This window comes from Brevibacillus sp. WF146 (assembly GCF_001673705.2).
GTDB classification, from domain to species: Bacteria; Bacillota; Bacilli; order Brevibacillales; family Brevibacillaceae; genus Brevibacillus; species Brevibacillus thermoruber.
The window spans coordinates 2,990,092-3,011,446 of the sequence record NZ_CP109943.1 but is presented as its reverse complement, the minus strand read 5'-3'; the positions used below and the strand labels follow the sequence as shown (position 1 = coordinate 3,011,446).

Annotated in this window: 19 protein-coding genes, 1 tRNA gene and 1 pseudogene; 15 read left to right on the top strand and 6 right to left on the bottom strand. The window is 57.8% G+C overall.

Translation table 11 applies throughout. The features are described from left to right. Positions 1–84: 84 nt before the first annotated feature. Positions 85–930 carry a putative beta-lysine N-acetyltransferase gene (gene ablB / locus A6764_RS14905; RefSeq protein WP_065066115.1) on the top strand — a complete coding sequence of 282 codons (846 nt, stop codon included), beginning with the start codon at positions 85–87 and terminating at the stop codon, positions 928–930. Between the two features lie 2 nt (positions 931–932). On the opposite strand, the gene A6764_RS14900 is transcribed toward ablB, so the two are convergent. Then, entirely contained in the window at positions 933–2,477 is a 1,545-nt protein-coding gene (locus A6764_RS14900) for a PucR family transcriptional regulator (RefSeq protein ID WP_065066111.1), read from the bottom strand. 153 nt (positions 2,478–2,630) lie between these two features. Between A6764_RS14900 and A6764_RS14895 the strand changes: the two genes are divergently transcribed. From A6764_RS14895 to A6764_RS14870, 6 genes are all read left to right on the top strand, one after another. Continuing rightward, positions 2,631–3,983, top strand: a complete 1,353-nt coding sequence (locus tag A6764_RS14895; RefSeq protein WP_065066112.1) for an aspartate aminotransferase family protein — start codon at positions 2,631–2,633, stop codon at positions 3,981–3,983. A gap of 21 nt (positions 3,984–4,004) precedes the next feature. Then, the gene (locus tag A6764_RS14890) at positions 4,005–4,697 is read left to right on the top strand and encodes a CoA transferase subunit A (RefSeq protein ID WP_029099234.1); all 693 of its coding nucleotides are present in this window, start codon (positions 4,005–4,007) and stop codon (positions 4,695–4,697) included. Beyond that, a complete protein-coding gene (locus tag A6764_RS14885; protein WP_035298222.1) occupies positions 4,679–5,356 on the top strand; it encodes a 3-oxoacid CoA-transferase subunit B in 678 nt (225 codons plus the stop codon). Before A6764_RS14890 ends, A6764_RS14885 begins: the two co-directional genes overlap by 19 nt. Before the next feature lie 142 nt (positions 5,357–5,498). Next, positions 5,499–6,776 carry a peptidase gene (locus tag A6764_RS14880; protein WP_264622270.1) on the top strand — a complete coding sequence of 426 codons (1,278 nt, stop codon included), beginning with the start codon at positions 5,499–5,501 and terminating at the stop codon, positions 6,774–6,776. Positions 6,777–6,999: 223 nt separating this feature from the next. Next, a complete protein-coding gene (locus A6764_RS14875) occupies positions 7,000–8,418 on the top strand; it encodes an aldehyde dehydrogenase family protein (protein WP_065066116.1) in 1,419 nt (472 codons plus the stop codon). Between the two features lie 193 nt (positions 8,419–8,611). After that, positions 8,612–8,700 (top strand) — tRNA-Ser (locus tag A6764_RS14870). Positions 8,701–8,998: 298 nt separating this feature from the next. Here A6764_RS14870 and A6764_RS14865 read toward each other — a convergent pair. Further along, positions 8,999–9,389 (bottom strand): annotated as a pseudogene (locus A6764_RS14865) (IS21 family transposase); the annotation flags it as partial. On the opposite strand from A6764_RS14865, the gene A6764_RS22435 reads away from it, so the two are divergent. After that, a complete protein-coding gene (locus A6764_RS22435; protein WP_083989688.1) occupies positions 9,387–9,620 on the top strand; it encodes an IS3 family transposase in 234 nt (77 codons plus the stop codon). The pseudogene A6764_RS14865 and the gene A6764_RS22435 overlap by 3 nt on opposite strands. 69 nt (positions 9,621–9,689) lie before the next feature. Continuing rightward, positions 9,690–9,863, top strand: a complete 174-nt coding sequence (locus A6764_RS14860) for a hypothetical protein (RefSeq protein ID WP_319800786.1) — start codon at positions 9,690–9,692, stop codon at positions 9,861–9,863. A gap of 99 nt (positions 9,864–9,962) precedes the next feature. Here the strand turns inward: A6764_RS14860 and A6764_RS14855 are convergent, their stop codons facing one another. Together A6764_RS14855 and A6764_RS14850 are read right to left on the bottom strand one after the other, a co-directional pair. Further along, a complete protein-coding gene (locus A6764_RS14855) occupies positions 9,963–10,985 on the bottom strand; it encodes a hypothetical protein (RefSeq protein ID WP_065066117.1) in 1,023 nt (340 codons plus the stop codon). Positions 10,986–11,144: 159 nt separating this feature from the next. Then, positions 11,145–12,038 (bottom strand): hypothetical protein, encoded by an 894-nt coding sequence (locus A6764_RS14850; protein WP_065066118.1) that lies wholly within the window; start codon positions 12,036–12,038, stop codon positions 11,145–11,147. A 564-nt stretch (positions 12,039–12,602) separates the two neighbouring features. Between A6764_RS14850 and A6764_RS14845 the strand changes: the two genes are divergently transcribed. The 4 genes from A6764_RS14845 (at position 12,603) to A6764_RS14830 (ending at position 16,816) form a co-directional block, all read left to right on the top strand. Continuing rightward, on the top strand, positions 12,603–12,845 hold the full coding sequence (locus A6764_RS14845; protein WP_035289631.1) for a hypothetical protein: 243 nt from the start codon (positions 12,603–12,605) through the stop codon (positions 12,843–12,845). A 541-nt stretch (positions 12,846–13,386) separates the two neighbouring features. Next, entirely contained in the window at positions 13,387–14,976 is a 1,590-nt protein-coding gene (locus A6764_RS14840; protein ID WP_065066119.1) for an acyl-CoA synthetase, read from the top strand. A gap of 164 nt (positions 14,977–15,140) precedes the next feature. Beyond that, positions 15,141–15,752 carry a TetR/AcrR family transcriptional regulator gene (locus A6764_RS14835; RefSeq protein ID WP_035298209.1) on the top strand — a complete coding sequence of 204 codons (612 nt, stop codon included), beginning with the start codon at positions 15,141–15,143 and terminating at the stop codon, positions 15,750–15,752. 5 nt (positions 15,753–15,757) lie between these two features. Then, positions 15,758–16,816 (top strand): C45 family autoproteolytic acyltransferase/hydrolase, encoded by a 1,059-nt coding sequence (locus tag A6764_RS14830; RefSeq protein ID WP_255309581.1) that lies wholly within the window; start codon positions 15,758–15,760, stop codon positions 16,814–16,816. Between the two features lie 168 nt (positions 16,817–16,984). Here the strand turns inward: A6764_RS14830 and A6764_RS14825 are convergent, their stop codons facing one another. Both A6764_RS14825 and A6764_RS14820 read right to left on the bottom strand, forming a co-directional pair. Then, a complete protein-coding gene (locus A6764_RS14825; protein WP_162836752.1) occupies positions 16,985–17,131 on the bottom strand; it encodes a hypothetical protein in 147 nt (48 codons plus the stop codon). A 122-nt stretch (positions 17,132–17,253) separates the two neighbouring features. Then, positions 17,254–19,386: an exo-beta-N-acetylmuramidase NamZ domain-containing protein gene (locus A6764_RS14820; RefSeq protein ID WP_065066121.1), complete on the bottom strand. Its 2,133-nt coding sequence runs from the start codon at positions 19,384–19,386 to the stop codon at positions 17,254–17,256. A 424-nt stretch (positions 19,387–19,810) separates the two neighbouring features. On the opposite strand from A6764_RS14820, the gene A6764_RS14815 reads away from it, so the two are divergent. Both A6764_RS14815 and A6764_RS14810 read left to right on the top strand, forming a co-directional pair. Continuing rightward, entirely contained in the window at positions 19,811–20,431 is a 621-nt protein-coding gene (locus tag A6764_RS14815) for a YhcN/YlaJ family sporulation lipoprotein (RefSeq protein ID WP_065066122.1), read from the top strand. 300 nt (positions 20,432–20,731) lie between these two features. Further along, complete coding sequence (locus A6764_RS14810) at positions 20,732–21,316, top strand: TetR/AcrR family transcriptional regulator (protein WP_065066123.1); 585 nt, start codon at positions 20,732–20,734, stop codon at positions 21,314–21,316. Positions 21,317–21,355: the final 39 nt, after the last annotated feature.

Genomic DNA, 21,355 nt, shown 5'->3' with positions numbered 1-21,355 from the left:
CAGCGGGCAATTTGTACACTGTGGAGAATGACCCTGGGCGCCAACGTGTTACAATGGGAGAAAACCGGAGAAAGGGGAACGCACATGAGCGATGTAGCCGCGATGCAGGCAGCAGGAGATTTGGTGGTCGATCACCGCAATCGGCGGGTGAAGCTGCATCTGTACGACAGCGGCCGAATCGGCGAGATGGACGCCGTCATGAGGCGGCTGGCCAGAGAGGCGGAAGCGACCAAACTGATTGTATACGGCAAAAAAAAGGACGTGCCGCAATGGCTTTCCCTCGGCTACAGGCAGGAAGGGACGATCGACGGTTTTTTCCGGGGGGAAAACGCGCAGATGCTCTCCTGCTTTCTGACGGAAGAACGGGCCGTATCCGCCGCGCCTCAAGTCGCGGAGGACATCTTGCAGCTCAGCCTGGCAAAAGCGGGCCGCGGGGAAGCCAAGCCGCTTCCGCCAGGGTACAGCCTCCGGGCGGCCACGCCGGCCGACGCAGACGAACTGGCCCGATTGTACCGGCTGGTGTTTGCCACCTACCCGACGCCGATGGACGACCCGGACTACGTGCGCAGGACGATGAGCGAGAGCACCTACTACGTCGTCGCCGAGCATGACGGCCGGATTGCCTGTGCCGCATCGGCGGAAGTGACGGAACGCTTCGGCTCCGCCGAGCTGACGGACTGCGCCACCCACCCGGACCACGTCGGAAAAGGGCTGCTGCAGCCGCTGTTTGCCGCTCTGGAAGAAAAAATGGAGGAGATGGGCATCTACTACCTGTACACACTGACACGGGCCCAATCTCCCGGCATGAATGTGACGGCAGCCAAGCACGGCTACCGGTACCGCGGACGGCTGATCAACAACTGCACCATTTTTTCCGGATACGAAGACATGAACATCTGGGTGAAGCCGCTGCGTCCCACCCGCGAGTAGGCCTACGCCTCGGCGGGGTACAACTGCTGCTGCAGGCGCCGGGCCATGAGGGCCAGTCGAAGCTGCCAGCGCTGATGGGCATCCTCCAGGCTGACCCCGGTTTTTTCTTCGATCTGGGTCAATCGGTATTTCAGTGTGTGCCGGTGAATATATAACGCTTGGGATGTCTGCAGGCCGTTGCCGTTATGATCCAGATAGGCGCTCAGCGTCTCCAGGAGCTGCTGGTTGTGCATGGCGTCGTAGCGGATCAGCGGGTCGAGCAGCGGCTGCCAGAGGGCCTCCAGCGTCTCCGGGCGGCGGTGGTACGGAAACAAAAACTGGTACCCCCGCATCTCCCCGAAGCGGAGCAAGGCGGGCGAGCGAGTCAGGAGCGGATACGCCTGCAGCGCGAACAGGGCCTCCTCGGCGGCCTCCGCCAGCGCGGTCAACTGGCCGCGCGGATTGCTGAGCGCCATCTGCAGGGGAGACGCAGGGTGCAGCCGTTCCCAGCGGGCAGCGAACTGCTCCAGCAGCAGCAGGCTGGTTCGGTCATGCGGCAGGATGAACAGCAGACAGTGGGGGCGTTCGCGGAGCAGGTAGGAGCGATGGTGCTGATCGCAGAGACGCCGCATCAGCGTAATGCACGCCTGATGCAGGTCGGACAGAGCGGCGCCGTCGCCGGTGCCCACTTTGACCGCGGCCACCATGTGACTGCCGGAGAGCGGGTAGCCCAGCATGCGGCTGCGGCTTTCCAGTTCGTCCGCACGTAGGGTGCGGCCGCTTAGCAATTCGTCCACGAAATCTCCCTTCAGCCGCCATTCCGTGGCCGCCACCGCCCGTTCCTTGACGTATTCCAGCGCGCAGAGGGTCGCCGCGTGCTGCAGGGCGACGTCGTCCAGCTCTTTCCACAGCCCGTCCGGTTTGGTCAGCGTGAGCGTGCCGAAATGTTCCCGGCTGGCGCGGATGGGCACCGCGTGCTCGCTGGTCTTTCCGCCCGCGCTCGTTTCACCGCAAGAACCGCCGTGTTGGACCACTTCAAACCCGAGCGCATCCACTAGTTTGACCGCTCCGCCGGTCAACTGGGCCAGCTCCGCCGCGATGGCGGGCAGCCCGCCTTTGGACAGCGCCGCCTCGATCATCCGGTTGTGGATCGCCTGCGAGTAGGCCAGCGTCTCAAACTGCCGGTTGACGATCGGCTGCAGGATCGCCTTGGTGATCGTGGAAAAGTTTAATTCCACCGGGATTTCGATCAACGGAAGCCCGAAGCGGTCCGCCATGTCGACGAGGTCGGCGGGAATCTCGCGCAGGTAAAAGCCCGTGTGCAGGGCGACGCCGCTCAGCTTCCGTTCGGCCAGCGAGGGAATCAGCGACGCCCGGCGACGGTCGTCCTCGGACAATCCAAATCCGGTCGTGATCAGAAACTCGCCTTCCTGCAGCCGGGTGACATCCTCCAGCACTTCCACGATCGTGACCCAGCGAATCGGGTTGTCCAATCCGGCGGCCCCTCCGACCAGCCGCGTTTGGACCATGTCGGGCAATTGCAGCGCTTCGCGAATCGTAATGGTCATGTTCAGTCCTCCCCCCTGTTTCCATCACCCGATTTCTTATACAAAATGTACAAAAGATTTCGTCTCTTTTCCACGCTTTTTTGCCAGCTCGTCGAATGGCGCGGACGCTCTCTTCCGCTAGGATGAAAAGAGAGAAAAGGCGAGGTGGCTATCATGCAGAGAAGCTATGTGATCAAGCCCGAATTGGGCAAATCGTATCCGTTCGTGTCCCACGGCAAGGGCATCTACCTGTACGACAAGGAAGGGAAGCGGTACATCGACGGCTGCTCCGGCGCGGTGACGGCCAGCATCGGCCACGCCGTGGAGGAAATCGCCGAGGCGATGTACGCGCAGGCCCGCAGCGTCTCCTTTGCCTACCGCTCCCACTTCAGCAGCGATGCGGTGGAGGAGCTGGGGGCCAAACTTGCGGAGTGGGCGCCGGGGTCGCTCAACTGGAGCTTTTTTGTCGGGAGCGGCTCGGAGGCGACGGAGACGGCGCAGAAGATCGCCATTCAGTACTGGCAGGAAAAAGGGTATACGAACAAAAACCGGATCATCTCCCGCTGGATGAGCTATCACGGCATTACGATGGGGGCGCTCTCCATGTCCGGCCATGTGCTGCGGCGCAAGCGCTTCGTTCCGCTGCTGGCCGACTGCCCGACGATCGCGCCGCCCTATCCGTACCGCCGGCCGGAGGGCATGCCGCTGGAAGCGTACGCGCTCGCCTGCGCCAACGAGCTGGAGACGGCGATTCTGCGCGTCGGTCCGGAGCATGTGGCCGCGTTTATCGCTGAACCGGTGATCGGCGCTTCGGGCGGCGCGGTGGTGCCGCCGGACGGCTATTTCCAGCGCATCCGCGAGATTTGCGACAAGTACCAGGTGCTGTTCATCGCCGACGAGGTCATGACAGGTGTGGGCCGCACGGGCAAGCGGTTCGGGATTGATCACTGGGGCGTGCAGCCCGACCTGATGGCCTTGGGCAAGGGGATGAGCGCCGGATACACGCCGATGGCGGCGGCGATGGCGACAGACGAGATCATCGAGACGATCGCGCGCGGGTCGGGATTGATCATGGCCGGCCACACGTACAGCGCCAATCCGCAGTCGGCGGCCGTTTCGCTCGCGGTGCTCCGATACGTGGAACAGCACCGGCTGGTGGACAGGGCGGCGGAACGAGGCGCCTACCTGTTGAGCCGCTTGCGGGAACTGGCCGACGAACTGCCGCTGATCGGAGAAGCGCGCGGACTGGGGATGCTGTGCGGACTGGAGTTTGTCAAAGACAAAAAGACCAGGGAGCCATTCCCGCTGGCGCAGGGCGTCAGCGCCCGGATTATCAAGCGGGCGTTTGAAAAAGGGCTGCTCATCTACCCGGCGACGGGCGGATTGGAAGGCGTGGCGGGAGACGCCGTCATCATCGCACCGCCGCTGACCATCACGACCGAGGAAATCGACGAATTGATCGCCATGCTGAAAGAAGCGGTCTCAAGCGTGCAGCAGGAACTGCGTCAGGAAGCGCTGCTGGTCTGACGGGCAGGGGGGAGGAGAAACATGGCCAACCGGTTTGACAAAGTGATTTCACTGGAAGAAGCATTAACGTATTTTCACGACGGGATGACGCTGCTTGCCGGCGGTTTCGGCGGGGTGGGCAATCCGCCCACCCTGATCCAGGGCATCCTCGACAAGGGCGTGCGGGACATCACGCTGATCAGCAACGACACCGCCTTTCCGCACATCGGCGTCGGCAAGCTGGTCACCGAGCGGCGGGTGAAAAAGGTGATCGCCTCCCACATCGGCTCCAATCCCAACGCCGGCGCCCAGATGACGGCCGGGGAACTTGAGGTGGAGTTCTGCCCCCAAGGCATCCTCGCCGAGCGCATCCGTGCCGGCGGAGTGGGGCTGGGCGGCATCCTGTCCGACATCGGGATTGGTACCATCGCCGAAAAAGGCAAGGAAAAAGTGATCGTCGACGGCAAGGCGTACCTGCTGGAGACGCCGCTGACGGCTGAGGTGGCGATCGTCTACGCCAAGAAGGCGGACCGCTTCGGCAATCTGGTGTACGACACGAGCGCCCGCAACTTCAACCCGTTGGTGGCGATGGCGGGCGACGTCACCATCGTGGAGGCGGAGGAGATCGTGGAGATCGGCGAGCTGGACCCTGAAGAGATTGTCACGCCAGGGGTGTTCGTCCAGGGAATCGTGCAGAGTGAAGGGGTGAACTGGCAATGGGCCTGGGAGAAGTAAACCGGACGGAAACCTACCGGGAGCGGATTGCCCGCCGGGCAGCGCAGGAGATCGAGGACGGCATGATCATCAACCTGGGCATCGGCATTCCGACGCTGGTGGCCGACTTCATTGCGCCGGAGAAACGGGTGCTGTTTCACGCGGAAAACGGCATTCTGGGCACCGGCCCCAGTCCGGCCAAAGGGGAGGAAAACCCGATGCTCTGCAACGCCGGCGGGTTTCCCGTCACGCTGGTGAAGGGAGCGGCGTTCTTTGACAGCGCCACCGCCTTCGCCATCATCAGACGGGGGCTGTTGGACATGACCATTCTCGGCGTGCTGGAGGTAAGCCAGCGGGGCGACATCGCCAACTGGATCGTGCCGGGCAAGCGCGTTCCGGGCATGGGCGGGGCGATGGAGCTGGCGCAGAAGGCCAAACAGGTGATGGTGCTGACCACCCATCTGGACAAGAACGGCCGTTCCAAAATCGTGCGGGAATGCTCCCTGCCCCTGACGGCGACGGCCGCCGCCGATCTGATCATCACCGACATGGCGGTGATGGAAGTCCGGGAAGACGGGCTGTATCTGCGCGAAGTGATGGAACCGTACAGCGTCGCGGACGTGATCGGCGCGACGGAGGCGGAGCTGAAGCTGGACGGCGATGTCGGCGTATTCCGCTGAGGCGGCTCGCGAAGGCCTGCTTTTATCAGGCAGGGGCGGGAAAGCGGCAGCGGTGATGCGGACAAAGCCGCCCGCCGGCTCCCGCATGCGAAACGGGCGCGAGGCAGATACCATTCGCCACGAAGGAAGAAGGAGGGGTACGATGGCAAACTGGCAGACTCTGATCCGCGAACAAATCGCCAAGGAGAAGGCGGCGGCCACGGAACTCCTGCAGGCATGGGTGCGGGAGGCAAGCGTGCAGGGCAAGGAGCGTTCCATCCAGGAGAGCATCGCCGAGACGCTGCACGCGATGGGGCTGGAAGTCGATCTGTGGGTCATGGAAGGGGACGAACTCCTACAGCATCCGTATTTCGTCTCCCCGCGGACTGTGTTCGCGGACAGCCCCAACGTGGTGGGCGTATGGAAAGGAACGGGCGGCGGCCGCTCGATCATTCTCAACGGGCACGTGGACGTGGTGCCGGCCGGCGACCCCGCCCAGTGGTCGCACGATCCGTTCAGCGGCGAAGTGGTGGACGGCAGGCTGTACGGCCGCGGCGCGACCGACATGAAAGGGGGAAACCTGGCCTCGCTCCTGGCGATCCAGGTGCTGCAGGCACTGGGGGTGCGGCTCAAGGGGGACGTGATCTTTCAAAGCGTGGTGGAAGAGGAGAGCGGCGGCGCCGGCACGCTGGCGACCATCCTGCGCGGCTACAAGGCGGACGCCGCCCTGATCCCCGAGCCAACCAACATGAAGATTTTTCCCAAGCAGCAGGGCTCGATGTGGTTCCGCCTGACGGTAAAGGGGCGTTCGGCCCACGGCGGCACCCGCTACGAAGGGGTGAGCGCGATCGAAAAAAGCATGCGGGTGGTAGAGGCCATCGCCCGATTGGAAAAAGAGCGGAACGACCGGATTGACGATCCGCTGTACGCCAAGCTGCCCATTCCCATTCCGATCAACATCGGGGTGATCGAAGGGGGCAAATGGCCGTCCTCCGTGGCCGATCTGGTCAAGCTGGAGGGACGGATGGGGGTGGCGCCGGGCGAGCGGATGGACGACGCACAGGCGGACATGGAGGCCGCCCTGCGCCGCTTGGCCGACGAAGACCCCTGGTTTGCCGCGCATCCGGTGGAACTGGAGTGGTTCGGGGCGCGCTGGGTGCCGGGGGCGGTGGCGGAGGATCATCCGCTGATGGACATCCTGCAGCGGCAGTTCGCGGCCGTGACCGGCCGGCGCGCCGTTGTGGAAGCCTCCCCGTGGGGCACGGACGGGGGCCTCTTGACGACGCTTGCCGACACGCCTGCCATCGTGGTGGGGCCGGGCGTCACGCAGGTGGCCCACTACCCCGACGAGTACATCGAACTGGACGCCGTTTTCCAATGCGCCGAAATCTTTGCCCTGACGCTGCTGGAGTGGTGCGGAACGGACGACGCGGCGAACTAGCTGGTGTGAGGCACGCAGCAAAAAGGGAGCGGCTCTCATGAGTCCGATCCCCACCTGCCGGAGCGTGCTGGTTGTGCGCACCTCTGGGCTGTACAGAAGCGTGATCCGCCACCTCTCGCCGCTTGCATGGCCGACGACCCGTTGGAGGAAGGCTGAAACGTGATGGAGAATGAGTTAGAGGAGCTGTGCACACCCCATCGCGAATGGAGGGAGGAAGAGGACGATGAAAAAAGGTTGCTATATTGGCGGACAGTGGGTGGAGACGGGTGCGTACGCGCCGCTGTACGCTCCGTACAGCGGAGAGGTGATCGCGGAAATCGCCCAGGCCGACCGGGAGACGGTGGAACGGGCGATCGGCGCCGCGCAGGAAGCGGCGGCGGTCATGCGGCGAATGCCGGCCTACCAGCGGGCCGCCATTTTGGAAAAAATCTCCGGACTGATGAACGAACGGCTGGAAGAAGCGGCGAAAATCATCGCGCTGGAAGCGGGCAAGCCGATCAAAACGGCGCGGGGCGAAGTGATCCGCACCATCCAGACCTACAAGTTTGCCGCGGAAGAAGCCAAACGGATTCACGGCGAGACGCTGCCGCTGGACGCCGCCATCGGCGGAGAAGGGCGCCTGGCGTACACCGTGCGCGAACCGTTGGGCGTCATCGGCGCCATCACGCCGTTCAACTTCCCGATGAACCTGGTTGCGCACAAGGTGGGGCCGGCCATCGCGGCAGGCAATACGGTAGTGCTGAAGCCGGCGTCGCAAACGCCGCTCTCCGCCTTTTTCCTGGCGGAGCTGGCCGAGCAGGCGGGGCTGCCGGCCGGCGCGCTCAACGTCGTCACAGGCAGCGGCGGCACCGTCGGCGACCTGCTGGTGACCGATCCGCGCGTCAAGGCGATCACGTTTACGGGCAGTCCGGCTGTCGGCATCAACATCCGCAACCGCGCCGGCCTGAAGCGGGTGACGCTGGAACTGGGCTCCAACTCGGCCGTGATCGTGGATCGCGACGCCAATCTGGACGACGTGATCCCGCGCTGCATTTTCGGCGCGTTTGCCTACTCCGGCCAGGTGTGCATCTCCGTCCAGCGGATTTACGTGGTAAAGGAGCTGTACGACACGTTCATGGAGCGTTTCGTCGCGGAGACGCGCAGGCTGCGGGGCGGCGATCCGCTGTCCGAGGAGGCCGACTACTCGGCGATGATCAGCCCGAAAGAAACGGAACGCGCGCTGGCCTGGATCGAGGAAGCCAAGCAGCGGGGCGCCCGCGTCGAATGCGGCGGCGAAACGGACGGCCGCGTACTGCAGCCGACCGTCTTGACCGGCGTCCCGACCGATGCCAAAGTCTCCTGCCAGGAAGTGTTCGGCCCTGTCGTCCTGATCAACCCCGTCGAGTCGGTCGCCGAGGCGATCGAACTGGTGAACGACTCCCGGTACGGCCTGCAGGCGGGACTGTACACCAACAATCTTTCGCTCGCGCTGCAGGCGGCTGACGCGCTGCACGTGGGCGGCGTGATGATCAACGACATCCCCACCTTCCGCGTCGACCACATGCCGTACGGCGGCGTCAAAGAGAGCGGCATGGGCCGCGAAGGCGTCAAGTACGCGATCGAGGAGATGACGGAGCTGAAGCTGGTTGTCGTGAAACGGTAGGGGAAGGACAAGAGAAGGAAAGGGTCAGCATCATACGGCACGGCGCCGCATCTTCGTCCAAACGATGCGCCAGCGCAGGAGAACGACCCGGCTGCCCCGCTGATGGCAGCCGGGCCGTTTTTTGCGGAGAAATTGCAGGAAAGTGTTGCAAAAATAGATGCAATTATGCTATAGTATAACTTGTCCATATCGCGGAGGGATACCGAAGTGGTCATAACGGGGCGGTCTTGAAAACCGTTAGGGCGCAAGCCCACGGGGGTTCGAATCCCTCTCCCTCCGCCATACCAGTAGTACCAAGGGTTTTACCAAATTGGACACTTTCTAAACAGACCGCGTGAAAAAGTCAAAAAAGATTGAGTCCGTCAGGGTAAAACTTACTACTTATAAACCAGACCGTTAGGGATGCAGGTAGAATTTTTCTACCTGCTTTTTCGTGTTTTCAAAAGGAGGTCTGTACATTGTAATGAGAAGGATGAAAAAGGAGAGGACGAATCTGCAACCAGTTTTGAACATCATGAAAAAGTGAGTCCGTCCGTTTCTCTCGAAGAGTTGATGAACGAGTTTATTTTGACAAAGAATAACGCTTAGTGAACTCTATATAGGTGGAACGAGAGTACCCCAATACCATGACAAATACCGGCACTTTTCGGACTGTACCGTCCACATCTACGTAATCACAGTCCCCAGTCGACCTGTGCATATTCACCAGGTTTCGTCTCGTAACGAAGAACAGCGGGAACTTGTTTGAGAGGACGGAAAACCTTCACATAGTCTTTCAAGATGGTACGCCCCCCGGTATCCCCCTTTTCTCGTAGAAGATCGAATAAAACCCCGCAGTTATAGATACCTTCTTGAAGACGTTCCTGCAGGAACGGTTTATACGGATCAAGCTTTGAACCACGAGATTTACGGGTTCCCTTTTCGGGGGAGAATTCACCCCGGAGATATCGGTGAACTGTATTTTGAGAATGCGGATTATTCAGAGTATGTCTCGAAAAGGGAATTGTCTGGACAATGCCTGCGTCGAATCCTTTTTCGGCCACTTGAAAGTAGAACTGCGCCCGCATTTGTTTGATGAAGCCGTCGATGTGGGAACAGCAATCAAGAAGTATATTGAATTTTATAACCACGAAAGGCCGCAAATACGATTGAATGGCATGTCGCCAAGCGAATTCCGAAACATTTTTCTCCAAAGTGCCTGACGGGTCAAATTCAATCCGTCTACAAAAAGGGGGTCAGATCAGCGAACCTGGGTCAATTATATCCCGGCGGTGACAAAATCATTGTACCCTATTGTGAAGGGTAGGAATTTATACAAAAAATCATTATGTTATTCGTTACCGCTCTCCAGTTATCTGGTCGGACAAGTCATGAAGCAGACAAAGGGCAAGCCCAACCCGCCGATGGTTAACAAGCTGTTTGTAGAGGCGATTGAACAGTGGTAATCCCGGTCATGTTACGCAACCTGAGCCCGATGTTCATGCGGGCTTGTGTTGTTTTCCTTTCGCAAAAAAAAAAATCCCCGCCAGACGCATGGCAGGGATTCAATCCATACTGTAAACGAAATCGACCAAACTGCGATGATCCTTTGGAAGCGGGTAATTTTCAAATACATTGCTTACATTCTTTGTAACCATATCATAATAAAAAAGTCCATATTGGTTATTGACATCCCTTCCTAAAATAAATAGACCTTCCGCATGAGCCCTCGGGTAAAAAGATTTCACTTCCTTAATACCCGGAACATCAAAATCTTCGACCTTTTGACTGTCGATATACAACATTTTTAACGTCCTGGGTTTGGACGAACCCATAAATGGATCATATGTCAGTAAGATTCTATTTGAATCAAGCTGCCTGGTCAGTCTGATTTCAAATTGATCCGTATGGTAGATCGGCTGATATTGTCCAAAATCCAAATCCATCAAATACAGAGTTTTTGGTCTAATATGTGTAACTTCCGTAACTTTAGGTGTTCTCATTTCGGAATCGGAAGCAGTAAGACTCAATAACTTCTTCGTCGTATAATTATAGGACAATGAGAAACACCAGGTGTCATCGTCGTCTGGATTTAGATAAGTAAATTCTCTCGTCGTCCGATCAAAAATTGCCGGTTGAGTAACGGTAGCGTATCGCGGTGCAACGTTTGTAATCATTTTGTTATCTACGATAAACAAATCGTTGAAAAGAAACTTGCCAAAGGTTAATTGTTTTCTTTCTTTCGTTATTAGATTATATTCATACAAATTATCAACTTCGTCACCTGTAACGCTATCACTAAAATACACCTTATTGTTCCGAAGATCTGCAAAAGCCACCGGATATCCAGGATCTATAGGAATCCTCAAGATCTCCGACATGTTTTGATCCCGAATCGAATAAAGGTATAACACCAAAGAAACCCCGTCATCATCATTTTTTCCATTATTATAAGCTGTAGCCGTTATATGTAAATATTCCTCTGATTCCCTTTTTGTGTTAACCTCGCGTGTATGATGATTTATAGCCAGGATAGCTAAGATAACAACAGCGATGATGCCGCTAAACGCTATCATTTTCTTTTTCATGTTCAAATAATACTCCTAAGCTAAAGATTTTGAATGATTTCTTTGTTGAAATGGTATACGCCATTACTTCTAAAACTTTTAAGAGAACAGCGTATACCATTTAAAGGATTAAACCCTAACAAACAACAATTGGCATATCGACTCGCGGTTAATAATAGGCTATCTAGGTATGCTCTGATCCGAAAATCTCTTATGGTAATACCTTACATTAGGCACTGAAGTATCTCTTGTATTCCCCGCAACCTTTTGCAAATTGCTTAATCCCCAAATATCGATAATAGCATCAGGCAAAGACCCTACAGATGCCTGATAAAAAGTAAAAACTTTATCTGTATCTAAATTTCTTAAGGTAATATCCATATCTCCCTTTTTCGAATAATCATACTCCTTATGAGTAGCACAATCATTGTCTTTCAGTTTATTATCTCTATTGCCGATTGAACCCGTAAAATAAGTCGCTCTGCCTGTTCCTAAAAAACTATCGTCACCAGCTTGATACGTCAATACGTTTCGATTATTCGTCCCCCATTTCCACTGAACATCGCCAGCAGCACTGGGAACCGCTTGTCTCGAATTGGCATTAGGATTCAACTCTGAAACTGGCTCATTATGAAGGGAATAACCAGAAGGATCGTTTTCGTCCACATAATAAATGTTGTTTAACTCGCCCGTAACTTCGTCGTAAACTACTTTCATTCCCGGATAGATTTTAGGTGGAGGCGCTTGAATATAATCACCCGCCAAACTCATTTGAAACGCTTTTATTGCCAATTCATTCTCAAGCTCAATCTGCCTGGCCTCTTCTTCTGTGGCATCTTCAGGAACATTCGCAATATGCGGTCCATCCAGGCTTCTGGAAGCCGGTCTAACATCGGAATTGGGATACCCGCCTTTTTTAATGACAATCTGAAGATTATCATCATAAATCAATACTGTGCCGGGCAACATGTATTGCGGTATCGGTTTGTCCTCACGAGCAGATGCTTCAAACGAACTCAAAAGTAACGTAGCCGACATGGTAACAACTAATAATGCACGTAACGTTCTTTTCATGAATGATCCCCTTTCTAAAAAATCCGCACTTACTGCTGTTTGAGTAGATAAATCGGTGAAGTCGCATCGTCGATTCCAGCAAACGTTCCACCTCACTTCTTTCCTCCATTTTTATGGTTCAAGCAGAATATACTCCCCCTTTCTTCCAATCTGCATTTTCGGAATAGCAGCAATCCTGTGTCAGATCGGTTTTAGTGACTCGGTGGATTTGGAAAATATTAGTTAATTGCATTTTACTGAGGGCTGGAATAAGATGTCAACCCAAATTTTACCTCATTACTATACTTGCATACTATTGAGGCCAGTACGATGAAAGGCGTTGACCAAACTGCGTGGAGGAGATGTAAATGGCCACTGTATATTCGACAGTAGCGGCCACGTTATGATAGGAACAGTAAGGCTGATCGTGATAGTTGGTTTGGAATAGGAAAAGCGCCCGCTTGTCCACAAACGGGTGTGCGCACCATTTCAAGGGGGAGATGTGTTTGGTAATATATTACAATTATAGAATTGGACATTTTCGCCGATATATGAAAGGAGGCCTGAAAGGAGCGTGTTTTGAGAGTGAATGCTGAACCCATTACCCCCACGTTTTATTTCGCCGTCTCATGGCGCAAAGCGGCAGCCATCCGCCGCGAACTGAACAAGCGATCCATCCCGCGCATGATCACTTCGCTGCCGAGCGGGGAAGTCGCCTTTCTGTTCCCGGACCTTCCGGTACACCTGTACGTACGCGTCCGGCAAATTTTCGGCATGCATGGAGTCCCGCTGTCCATTGTGGAGCCGACCCCGATCGTGCAGGAATAAGGGCCGCGGTCGGCACATTTTCCGACGCCGGTTGTGCCATTTCCCACGTCACCTGTACCAGGTGAGGCTGCAGCGTGGAGAGCCGGGCGAAACAACCGGAGACGTTTTCCTGGGAATGAGCCAAAGTTTTCATCGCCATCCATCCATTTGCGATCGATTCGTATGTACTCATTGATATATCCTATAGACGAAGCACCCGTGTTTCTTGGGGGCCTGCGGCGGCTTAGTACTGCAGATCGAGCCGCCGCTCTTTTTTGCAAAATTCAGCGGGCAGGGATTGTGACCAGCATCGGCCTGAGCAGAAGAGCGTTCGTTTTCCATATATTGATTGGAATAATATGCTGATTGAATATATACTACTCTCTATACTATGATATAGAAAACAACCCATAACCTTGAGTTCTTCTCCCTGACTTGCTTGGTCAGGGACTTTTTTTGTCTTCCCGGGTTTTTGTTTGCCCGGGAAATGTTTTTGTAATTTACATACTATACAGAATTTTTGGGATATAATAAAAGAAACGGGCAAGGAGGAGTCGGTATCATGAGCGACATGCAACGGGCGAGGCGTAACACGCTGGGGGATTTGCTGCGCCGCAGCAGGGGCCGTTTTCCGCACAAACCGGCGCTGCGTTTCGAAGAAGAGACACTTACCTACGAACAGTTGGACAAGGTGGTGAATCAGGCGGCAAACGCGCTGCTGGCGGCGGGACTGCGCAAAGGGGAGCGGGCAGCAGTCCTGTCGCGCAACTCCATGGATTTTGCCATCCTCAACTTTGCCCTGGCCAAGGCGGGGGTGGTGATGGTGCCGATCAACTACATGCTGAACACCGAAGACGTGGCGTATATTCTCGGACATGCCGAGGTGAGCGCCTGTTTTGCCTCACCGGAGTATCGGGCGGTGGCGGACGAGGCGATCCGGCTGTCCGGCTGTTCGCCGCTGCTGCGCTGTCTCATCTCCAAACCGGCCGTTCCGACGGGGGCATGGCTGCCGTTTCGCGAATGGATTCGGGACTGCGAGACGACGGAGCCGGAAGTGGATCTGGCGGACGACGACGTTGTTCACATCCTCTACACCAGCGGCACGGAATCAAAGCCAAAAGGCGTCATGCTCACCCATGCAAACGTGATTGCCGAATACGTCAGCACGATCATTGACGGCGGCATGACGGCAGACGACATTGCGGTACACGCGCTGCCGCTGTTTCACAGCGCGCAGCTTCACTGCTTCCTCGGTCCGTACGTGTACCTGGGGGCGAGCGGGATCATTCTGGAACAGGCCGTGCCGGACGTGATGCTGGAGACGGTGGAGACGTTCCGGGCCACCCAGTTGTTCTGCCCGCCGACCGTCTGGATTGCGCTGCTGCGTTCCCCGTCGTTTGCCGAACGGGATCTCTCCTCCCTCAAAAAATGCTATTACGGCGCGGCGATCATGCCGGTGGAAATTCTCAAGGAACTGAACGCGCGGCTGCCCAACGCACGGTTTTACAACTTTTACGGACAGACGGAAGTGGCTCCCCTGGCAACCGTTCTGAAGCCGGAGGACCAACTGCGCAAGGCCGGTTCTGCCGGGAGACCGGCGCTCAACGTGGAAACGAAAATCGTCGACGACAGCGGACGCGAGGTTCCTCCGGGGACGGTGGGGGAAATCGTGCATCGGACGAGTCACGCGATGCTCGGCTACTTCCGCGACGAGGAAAAAACGCGAGAGGCGTTTCGCCAGGGCTGGTTTCACAGCGGCGACCTCGGCATCATGGACGAGGAGGGGTACATCACCGTCGTGGACCGCAAAAAAGACATGATCAAATCCGGCGGGGAAAACGTCGCCAGCCGGGAAGTGGAGGAACTGATCTACCGCCATCCGAAAGTGTCGGAGGCAGCGGTGATTGGCGTCCCGCACCCCTATTGGATCGAAGCGGTCACGACAGTGGTGGTGCCGAAAGCGGGCGAGACGCTGACCGCGGAGGAAATCCTGGCGTTCTGCCGGGAGCGGCTGTCATCGTTCAAGGCGCCCAAATACGCGGTTATCACCGACAGCCTGCCGCGCAATCCGAGCGGGAAGATTCTGAAACGGGAGCTGCGTCTCCGTTACCAGTCGCTGGCGGCGGAAGATGAAAATCAAGTCGTTCCCTAAGCGTGCAGGTAGGGGCAGCCGCGTTTGCGCACATGAAACACCCCGGGCGAGCAGATGCTCGGGGTGTTTTGGGGTGGTGCAGATGGTTTTCCGGATTGACTTCCATTGACTGCCAATGGAAAAGTGTGGTATCCTTTCCTTACCGACCGGTAAGTAAGGGGGTCATGACCATTCGAACCGTGGACAAAATCACGAACCTCGCCCGTTCCCTGTTTGCCGAGCGGGGGTACGAGGCGACGGCGATGAATGACATAGCCGAAGGGGTGGGCATCAAAAAGCCTGCCATCTATACGTATTTCGCGGGAAAAGACGAGTTGTTCCTCGCCGTGTTCCGGCAGCTCGCGCAGGAATACCGGGAAAAAATGGACACCCTGTGGGATCGCGTCCGGGGAAAGAGCGTCCAGGAACGCCTGTCCGCCATGTTTGCGGGATACATCCGGGTCTTTGCCGGGCAGCCGGAATCTTCGATGCTGTGGAACCGGGTACTGCTTTATCCCCCTGCTCATCTGAAGGAGCAGCTCTGGGCCGAACTGCTGGAGACGGAGCGGCCGTTTGCCGAACGGCTGCGCCAGACGTTGGCGGACGGGGTGAACGAAGGGATCATCAAGGCCGATGGGCTGCATGAGCTGGAGCTGTCGTTTCGCTCGCTGCGCGAAGGCCTGCTGATGGCCTATCTGATCAATCCCGAACTGGATGCGGCCAAGATCGAACGGGTGTGGCATCATTTCTGGAACGGGATCGGCGGACAAGCGGCAAAACAGGAGGGAGAGGTGTGAGTCGGATGAATACGGGGACCGTGGTGGAATGCAGGGGATCGTTTCGCGAGATCGGGCGCCAGTACGGCGAGGCGTGCAGGGAAAACCTGCGAAACTCGCTGGACTTCATCTTCCGGGTGCTGACCAACGGGTACCGCACCACAAAGGAAGACGTCATGGCCCAAGCGGAAAAGTACATCCCCAACGTACAGGCGTTTGACCCCGATTATCTCGAGCAGGTGAAAGGGACGGCAGAAGCGGTCGGGTGCGACTGGCGGGAGATGTTCACGCTGCGCTGTGTCCTGGAACTGGGGGTGTACTATCAGAAGCTGCGCGGGCTGTGCACCTCGTTTGCCGTCGCGGGTGACAGGACGAGGGAGGGAAAGACCATCCTGGGGCAAAACATCGACTGGTTCCCTCACGTCCCGCTGGACATCGTGAAGATGGAGTACGAGAACGGCGTGCGCGTCCTCTCCGTGTCGCTGGGCGGGTTCGTGGAGTATTCGCTCAATTCGTCCGGGTACGGCATGTCGGCCAATTCGTTGTTTACCGCGCCCGACGGATTCCGCATCCACCTGCCGATTGGCTGCTACCTGCCCAAAGTGATGCGGCAGTCGTCCTTTGAGGAGGCGTTTTCCCTGCTCTGTCAGGCTGCGAGAGGCATCGGGTACTTTCATCTGGCCGACGCGTCGGGCAGGCTGCGCGGGATTGAGAGCGTGTTTGACGGCTATACGGTGATCGAGCCGTCCGGCGGCATGCTGTACCACACCAACTGCTACCTGACGGATTCCTACCAGGGGCAGGACACGGCCGGGACGATTCTGCCAGACAGCTTCGCACGCAAGGAACGGATGGCCGACCGCTTGGCGGATCTGGCCGGCGAGCTTACGGCGGAGCGGATGATGGACGTCCTGCGGGATCACGACAACGCCCCGACGTCGATCTGCAGGCACGTGGACCCCAATCAACCCGCCGAGTGGCAGATGACCACGGTAGCCTCTCTGGTCATGGTGCCGGAGGACGGCGTGATGCATGTCGCTTGGGGGAATCCGTGCGAAGTAGCATATCGCACCTATACGGTGTGACAATCGGCACGGTCTTCCTAAATGGGAAAGGAACAGCCCGCTTGACGGACGTGAACAGCCGTCAAACGGGTTTTTTTGTGTCTTGTGCGGCCGTCATGGACAAGCGGCCGCGCTTGGGGCTGGCGTGCGACGTCCTCCCGACGGTCTCGCCATCGCCGCCGGGAGGGCTTACGGCTCTACCTTCAACCCTTCCAGCCAATCGGCGTAACAGGTGTCGCAGACGAGTTCGTCGCGTTCCTGCTTGCCCTGGAAGAACGTGATCAGGTGAACGCTGTCCGTTTCATGCTCGCAGTGGCAGCACTTGTAGCTTCCCATGATCTTCCTCCCGTTTCACGTGTTGCTGGCGGACGCCGGCAGGAGCTGTCCGGCTCCTTGCTTATTGTGCCCCAAACAAAAAACCAACTCCCCCAAAGGGAGCTGGTGATGGTTGGCTGCCGCTACTTCACGGTGGCGACTGTCGGCTTGTCGGCGTGAATGACGTCGAACCGGTAGCCCTGCTGCTTCAAGAATTGAATGACTGCGGGAAGCGATTGGACCGTCGCCGCTTTTGTGGAGGCATCATGCATCAGCACGACGATTTCCCGCTGGTGTTTCACCTGGCTCTTCACATTGGCCAGCGCGCTCTCCGGCGTGTAGTGGTTGCTGCGGGCATCTCCGTTGGTGATGTTCCAGTCGATGAAGACATAGCCGCGTTTGGTCGCTTCCGCCTTGATGTCCTGCATGACCGTGTGGCTGTTGTTGTACACGTTTGGATTTTGGTACTTTCTGCTCACCGTGTTGGTGCTGCCGCCCGGGTAGCGGAACACGGTCGGCTTGACGCCCGTGGCGTGTTCAATCAACTGGTTGCCTTTTTCCAGATCGGCAAAGAAGGACGCGATGTCCCTGTAGATCAGGCGATAATCGTGCGAATAGGTGTGACCGCCGACCACGTGTCCTTCGGCGATGGCCCGTTTCAGCACGGCTTCACGGCCGGGAACATTTTTGCCGACCACGAAAAAGGTGGCTTTCACCTGATGCTGCTTCAGGATGTCCAGCACCTTGTCGGTAACTGGCGAAGGGCCGTCGTCAAAGGTGAGATAGGCCACTTTTTCCTGGGGCTGTTTGCTCTCGGCCGGCTTTGCCCCGGGCACTGCTGCGGAAGGAGCGGACGGTTTGGCCGTCGCCGGCGGTTTCGCCGTCTGCGCAGCGCCGGCTGGCGCCGGTGTGACGGATGCTGCCGGTTTGGCTGCGGGCGGCACAGGTTTTTCCGGCGGGACCGCCGGGTGAATCGCCGGAACCTGTTGATTCGCCGCCGGCTTGGTAACTGCGGGCTGCGGCTTCGAGGCCGGCTCCGAAGCGGGCACAACCGGCTTGCTGCGGATCGGTTCGATCGGCTGGTACGGCTGATCGCCGTAAATGAGAAACGCTTTCCGCTGTTCGCGGAATGCCGCCAGCTCGTCGGCGTACGTGCTTTCGATCGCCTGCGGCGACAATCCCTGCTCCAGGTACTGCCCGATTTTCCCGGTGCCCATTTCCTTGTCAAACACGCTGATCGTCTGGCCGCTCTTCGGCACCGGATAATGGTTCAACTGGCGGGCGTAGGCGAGGGTGTAGATGCCCGTCTTCGCCGGATTGAACCGGTACGGGTCGGTAATGTGCAGGCGCACCCCGCCGCGCGTTCCCTTGTCTTCCGGCAGGAACATCACCCCGGGAAGCAGGGCCCCGTTCAGCAGGTCGGCATACGCGTGGGAGTCAATGCCTTCGCCGCCGATCCAGGTAAAGTTGTCGGCCGGCGTGATTCCCGTTCCTTCGCCCAGCCCGGTCGCCATGTAGCCGAAAACGGCGGCCAGGTCGGGAATCTGGGGGGAGCTGGGAATCCAGGGCAGCCCGGTATCCTGGTACAGCATCTGGCGGGTGTACCCCTGCATGGGAATGACGGTCAGATCGACGCCGATGCTGCGGTTGAAGAATCGGGCCAATTCACCGATGGTCATGCCGTGCGCCAGCGGCAGGGTGTCGACCCCGATGAACGAACGGTACGGTGCCTCCAGCACGGGACCATCCACGATGGTGCCGCCGACCGGGTTGGGCCGGTCCAGCACGACGACCGGTTTGCCGAACTGTTTGGCCGCGGTCATGCAGGCGTGGAGCGTGGAGATGTAGGGAGAGGTCCGGGAACCGATGTCCTGCAGGTCGACGAGCAGCACGTCAATGTTCGCCAGCATCTCCTTGGTGGACATTGGTGCGGAGCCGTTCAGGCCGTACACCGGGATGCCGTAGACGGGATGGGTGTAAGCGGCGGCGTGTTGGCCCGCAGGCGTTTTTCCATCCAGCCCGTGTTCGGGGGCGTACAGCGCGGTCAGCGTGACGGTACGGTCGCGCCGCAGCATGTCGATCGTGCTGATCCCCTGGCTGTTGACGCCGGTCTGGTTGGTGACAAGGCCCACCTTTTTGCCCTCAATCACGTGGTGGAATTGATTGAACAGCACGTCGCTTCCCAATTGAATGACAGACGTGTTGGCGGAACTGCCGCCGGGAGGAATGATGGTGAGAATGAGTGCAAGGATGAGTAAAGGGAGCAGTTTTTTCATGGATCTTCGGCCTCTTTCGCGATGAAATGTCGTCGTTGTAAGTCCATTGTAACGGTTTTACGGGAGTAATTGGTTGCATTTTTGCAACAATTTGAAAATGGGTATTTGGGCGGAGGAAAAAGGTTGGAAGTGCGCTGCGGTTCCCAGCCTGCCAAGTGTCTGGCTGTCTGCTGCCCCGTACGCGTGCGTCCATTTATTTGACGCCGCATCTCGTCGAAACGTTGCGCGTCTCCCTTCAAAACTTGCAGATGGACAGGCGTCGGCGTCGAAACGTTCCGAAGCGGAGCGGCAGGTGTAAGAAAAGCTCGGCTTCGTGTGCCCGGCGGCCCTGCAGTGGCATTTGGAAAAGGGAAGATAAGGAACGCTCCTGCGGAGTAAGAACACCTCCGAGACTACACACTAGGGTGTAAGGAGGTGTTTTTGCGTGAAGCGAGTGGGAGTGCTGTGCGCAGCCCTATGGTTGGCCGCGGGAATTGCCGGCTGTACGCCGAACAAGCAGCAGGGGACGGAAGACTACGCTGGCCAGCCGGCGCGGTTTGACCCGTACGGCATCAACCTGAAAAATGACAACGTCGGACGGGACAAGGGACCGGCGGCGATGATCTACCAAAAGAACATCCACAACCGCGAGCCCCATCTGATCGCCCTGCTGGAACGCCGCGCGGAACGGATACCCGGCGTGCGGGACATCAAGGTGCTGGCGTACAAGGACAATCTGCTGATTGGCGTGCTGACGGCCGATACGCCCAAGCCGGACCAGGTCGATCCGACCCCGTCGATCCCCTTCGAACCCGGCTCGCCGAAACGGATCGACAACGGCCATACCGACCACATCCAGCAGCGGGTGGCGAGTGAGATGCGCAGCCGGCTGCAGGCGGAGACCCGTTACAACGTCATGTTCGTCTCCACCAACAAGGCCATCTACCAGCGAATCGCCGACCTAAACGAGCGGATCTCGCGCGGGGAGACGGCGAGGGAAGAGGAGTTCCAGACACTGTTGAACGACATCGGGTACACGACAAAAGGCTTTGACCTCGTCCATTGACGGTCCGGACGTCGGGCTGTTCCGTTGACGGTGCGCGGGGCCGTGCAGCAGGAGTCCGGTACCATGACGCGCACAGGCCGGAGCGGCTTTCCTCATCAGGGAGGCGCGGGGCGGCTGCCCTCATCGGGGAGGCGCTGTGCTCGCGGGCCGGGGACGATGTTGACATACGGCACAGGGAAAGGACCGCCTGACGGGCGGTCTGCCTTTTTTCGGGGGCTTGACGAAAAAAGGAAAAGGGCGTACACTCATTTTTGTACTGACCGGTCAGTTCAGAATTCGTACTAAGGAGGATGGGGAGGGATGGCCCGATCCAAGAAAGATCAGATCGCACAGGGAGCATTGAAGGCTTTTGCCCAGTACGGGTATAGCGACACCACGATGGATGCGATTGCCGAGGTGGCGCAAGTGGCCAAAGGTACGCTGTACTACCACTTTTCCACCAAGGAGGAACTGTTTCTGTACGTGATTGAAAGAGGAGTGAAGATGCTGATCGATTCCGTGGACAGCGTGATGAAACGCGGCCATGTGCCGCTGGATCAGCGCATGATGGGCGTATTGGATGAGCATCTTCGCTTCTTTTCCGAACACCGGGAGCTGTGTCTTCTCCTCCTGAGCTTTTTCACCGGCGACGAGCAGCGGGATCAGATGATCGGCAAGCTGCTGGCCGGGTATTTCAGCACGATGGAAAAATACTGGACCGAACTGAAGCAGGCCGGACATGTCGCCGAGGAGGCGGATGTGTGGACGCTGGTATCCGCGCTGTTTGGCATGGCCGGCATTACCGTGCTGCGCAAGCACTTCCGCAAGGAGCAGGCGACGGAAGCGGATGAGCGGACGCTGCGCCTGCTTTTGGCCGGCGTGCTGCGCGGTGAGCCTCAGAGCTGACGAAATCACAGGCGTTCGCAGGTAACAGACAAATCGGAA

What these genes read in the sequence shown, in the direction of transcription:
- A6764_RS14820 (WP_065066121.1), bottom strand. Translation starts at nt 19,386, where the DNA reads ATGAAAAAACTGCTCCCTTTACTCATCCTTGCACTCATTCTCACCATC.
- A6764_RS14890 (WP_029099234.1), top strand. Translation starts at nt 4,005, where the DNA reads ATGGCCAACCGGTTTGACAAAGTGATTTCACTGGAAGAAGCATTAACG.
- A6764_RS14875 (WP_065066116.1), top strand. Translation starts at nt 7,000, where the DNA reads ATGAAAAAAGGTTGCTATATTGGCGGACAGTGGGTGGAGACGGGTGCG.
- A6764_RS22435 (WP_083989688.1), top strand. Translation starts at nt 9,387, where the DNA reads ATGCGGATTATTCAGAGTATGTCTCGAAAAGGGAATTGTCTGGACAAT.
- A6764_RS14810 (WP_065066123.1), top strand. Translation starts at nt 20,732, where the DNA reads ATGGCCCGATCCAAGAAAGATCAGATCGCACAGGGAGCATTGAAGGCT.
- A6764_RS14900 (WP_065066111.1), bottom strand. Translation starts at nt 2,477, where the DNA reads ATGACCATTACGATTCGCGAAGCGCTGCAATTGCCCGACATGGTCCAA.
- A6764_RS14850 (WP_065066118.1), bottom strand. Translation starts at nt 12,038, where the DNA reads ATGAAAAGAACGTTACGTGCATTATTAGTTGTTACCATGTCGGCTACG.
- A6764_RS14840 (WP_065066119.1), top strand. Translation starts at nt 13,387, where the DNA reads ATGAGCGACATGCAACGGGCGAGGCGTAACACGCTGGGGGATTTGCTG.
- A6764_RS14830 (WP_255309581.1), top strand. Translation starts at nt 15,758, where the DNA reads ATGAATACGGGGACCGTGGTGGAATGCAGGGGATCGTTTCGCGAGATC.
- A6764_RS14855 (WP_065066117.1), bottom strand. Translation starts at nt 10,985, where the DNA reads ATGAAAAAGAAAATGATAGCGTTTAGCGGCATCATCGCTGTTGTTATC.
- A6764_RS14825 (WP_162836752.1), bottom strand. Translation starts at nt 17,131, where the DNA reads ATGGGAAGCTACAAGTGCTGCCACTGCGAGCATGAAACGGACAGCGTT.
- ablB (WP_065066115.1), top strand. Translation starts at nt 85, where the DNA reads ATGAGCGATGTAGCCGCGATGCAGGCAGCAGGAGATTTGGTGGTCGAT.
- A6764_RS14895 (WP_065066112.1), top strand. Translation starts at nt 2,631, where the DNA reads ATGCAGAGAAGCTATGTGATCAAGCCCGAATTGGGCAAATCGTATCCG.
- A6764_RS14885 (WP_035298222.1), top strand. Translation starts at nt 4,679, where the DNA reads ATGGGCCTGGGAGAAGTAAACCGGACGGAAACCTACCGGGAGCGGATT.
- A6764_RS14880 (WP_264622270.1), top strand. Translation starts at nt 5,499, where the DNA reads ATGGCAAACTGGCAGACTCTGATCCGCGAACAAATCGCCAAGGAGAAG.
- A6764_RS14835 (WP_035298209.1), top strand. Translation starts at nt 15,141, where the DNA reads ATGACCATTCGAACCGTGGACAAAATCACGAACCTCGCCCGTTCCCTG.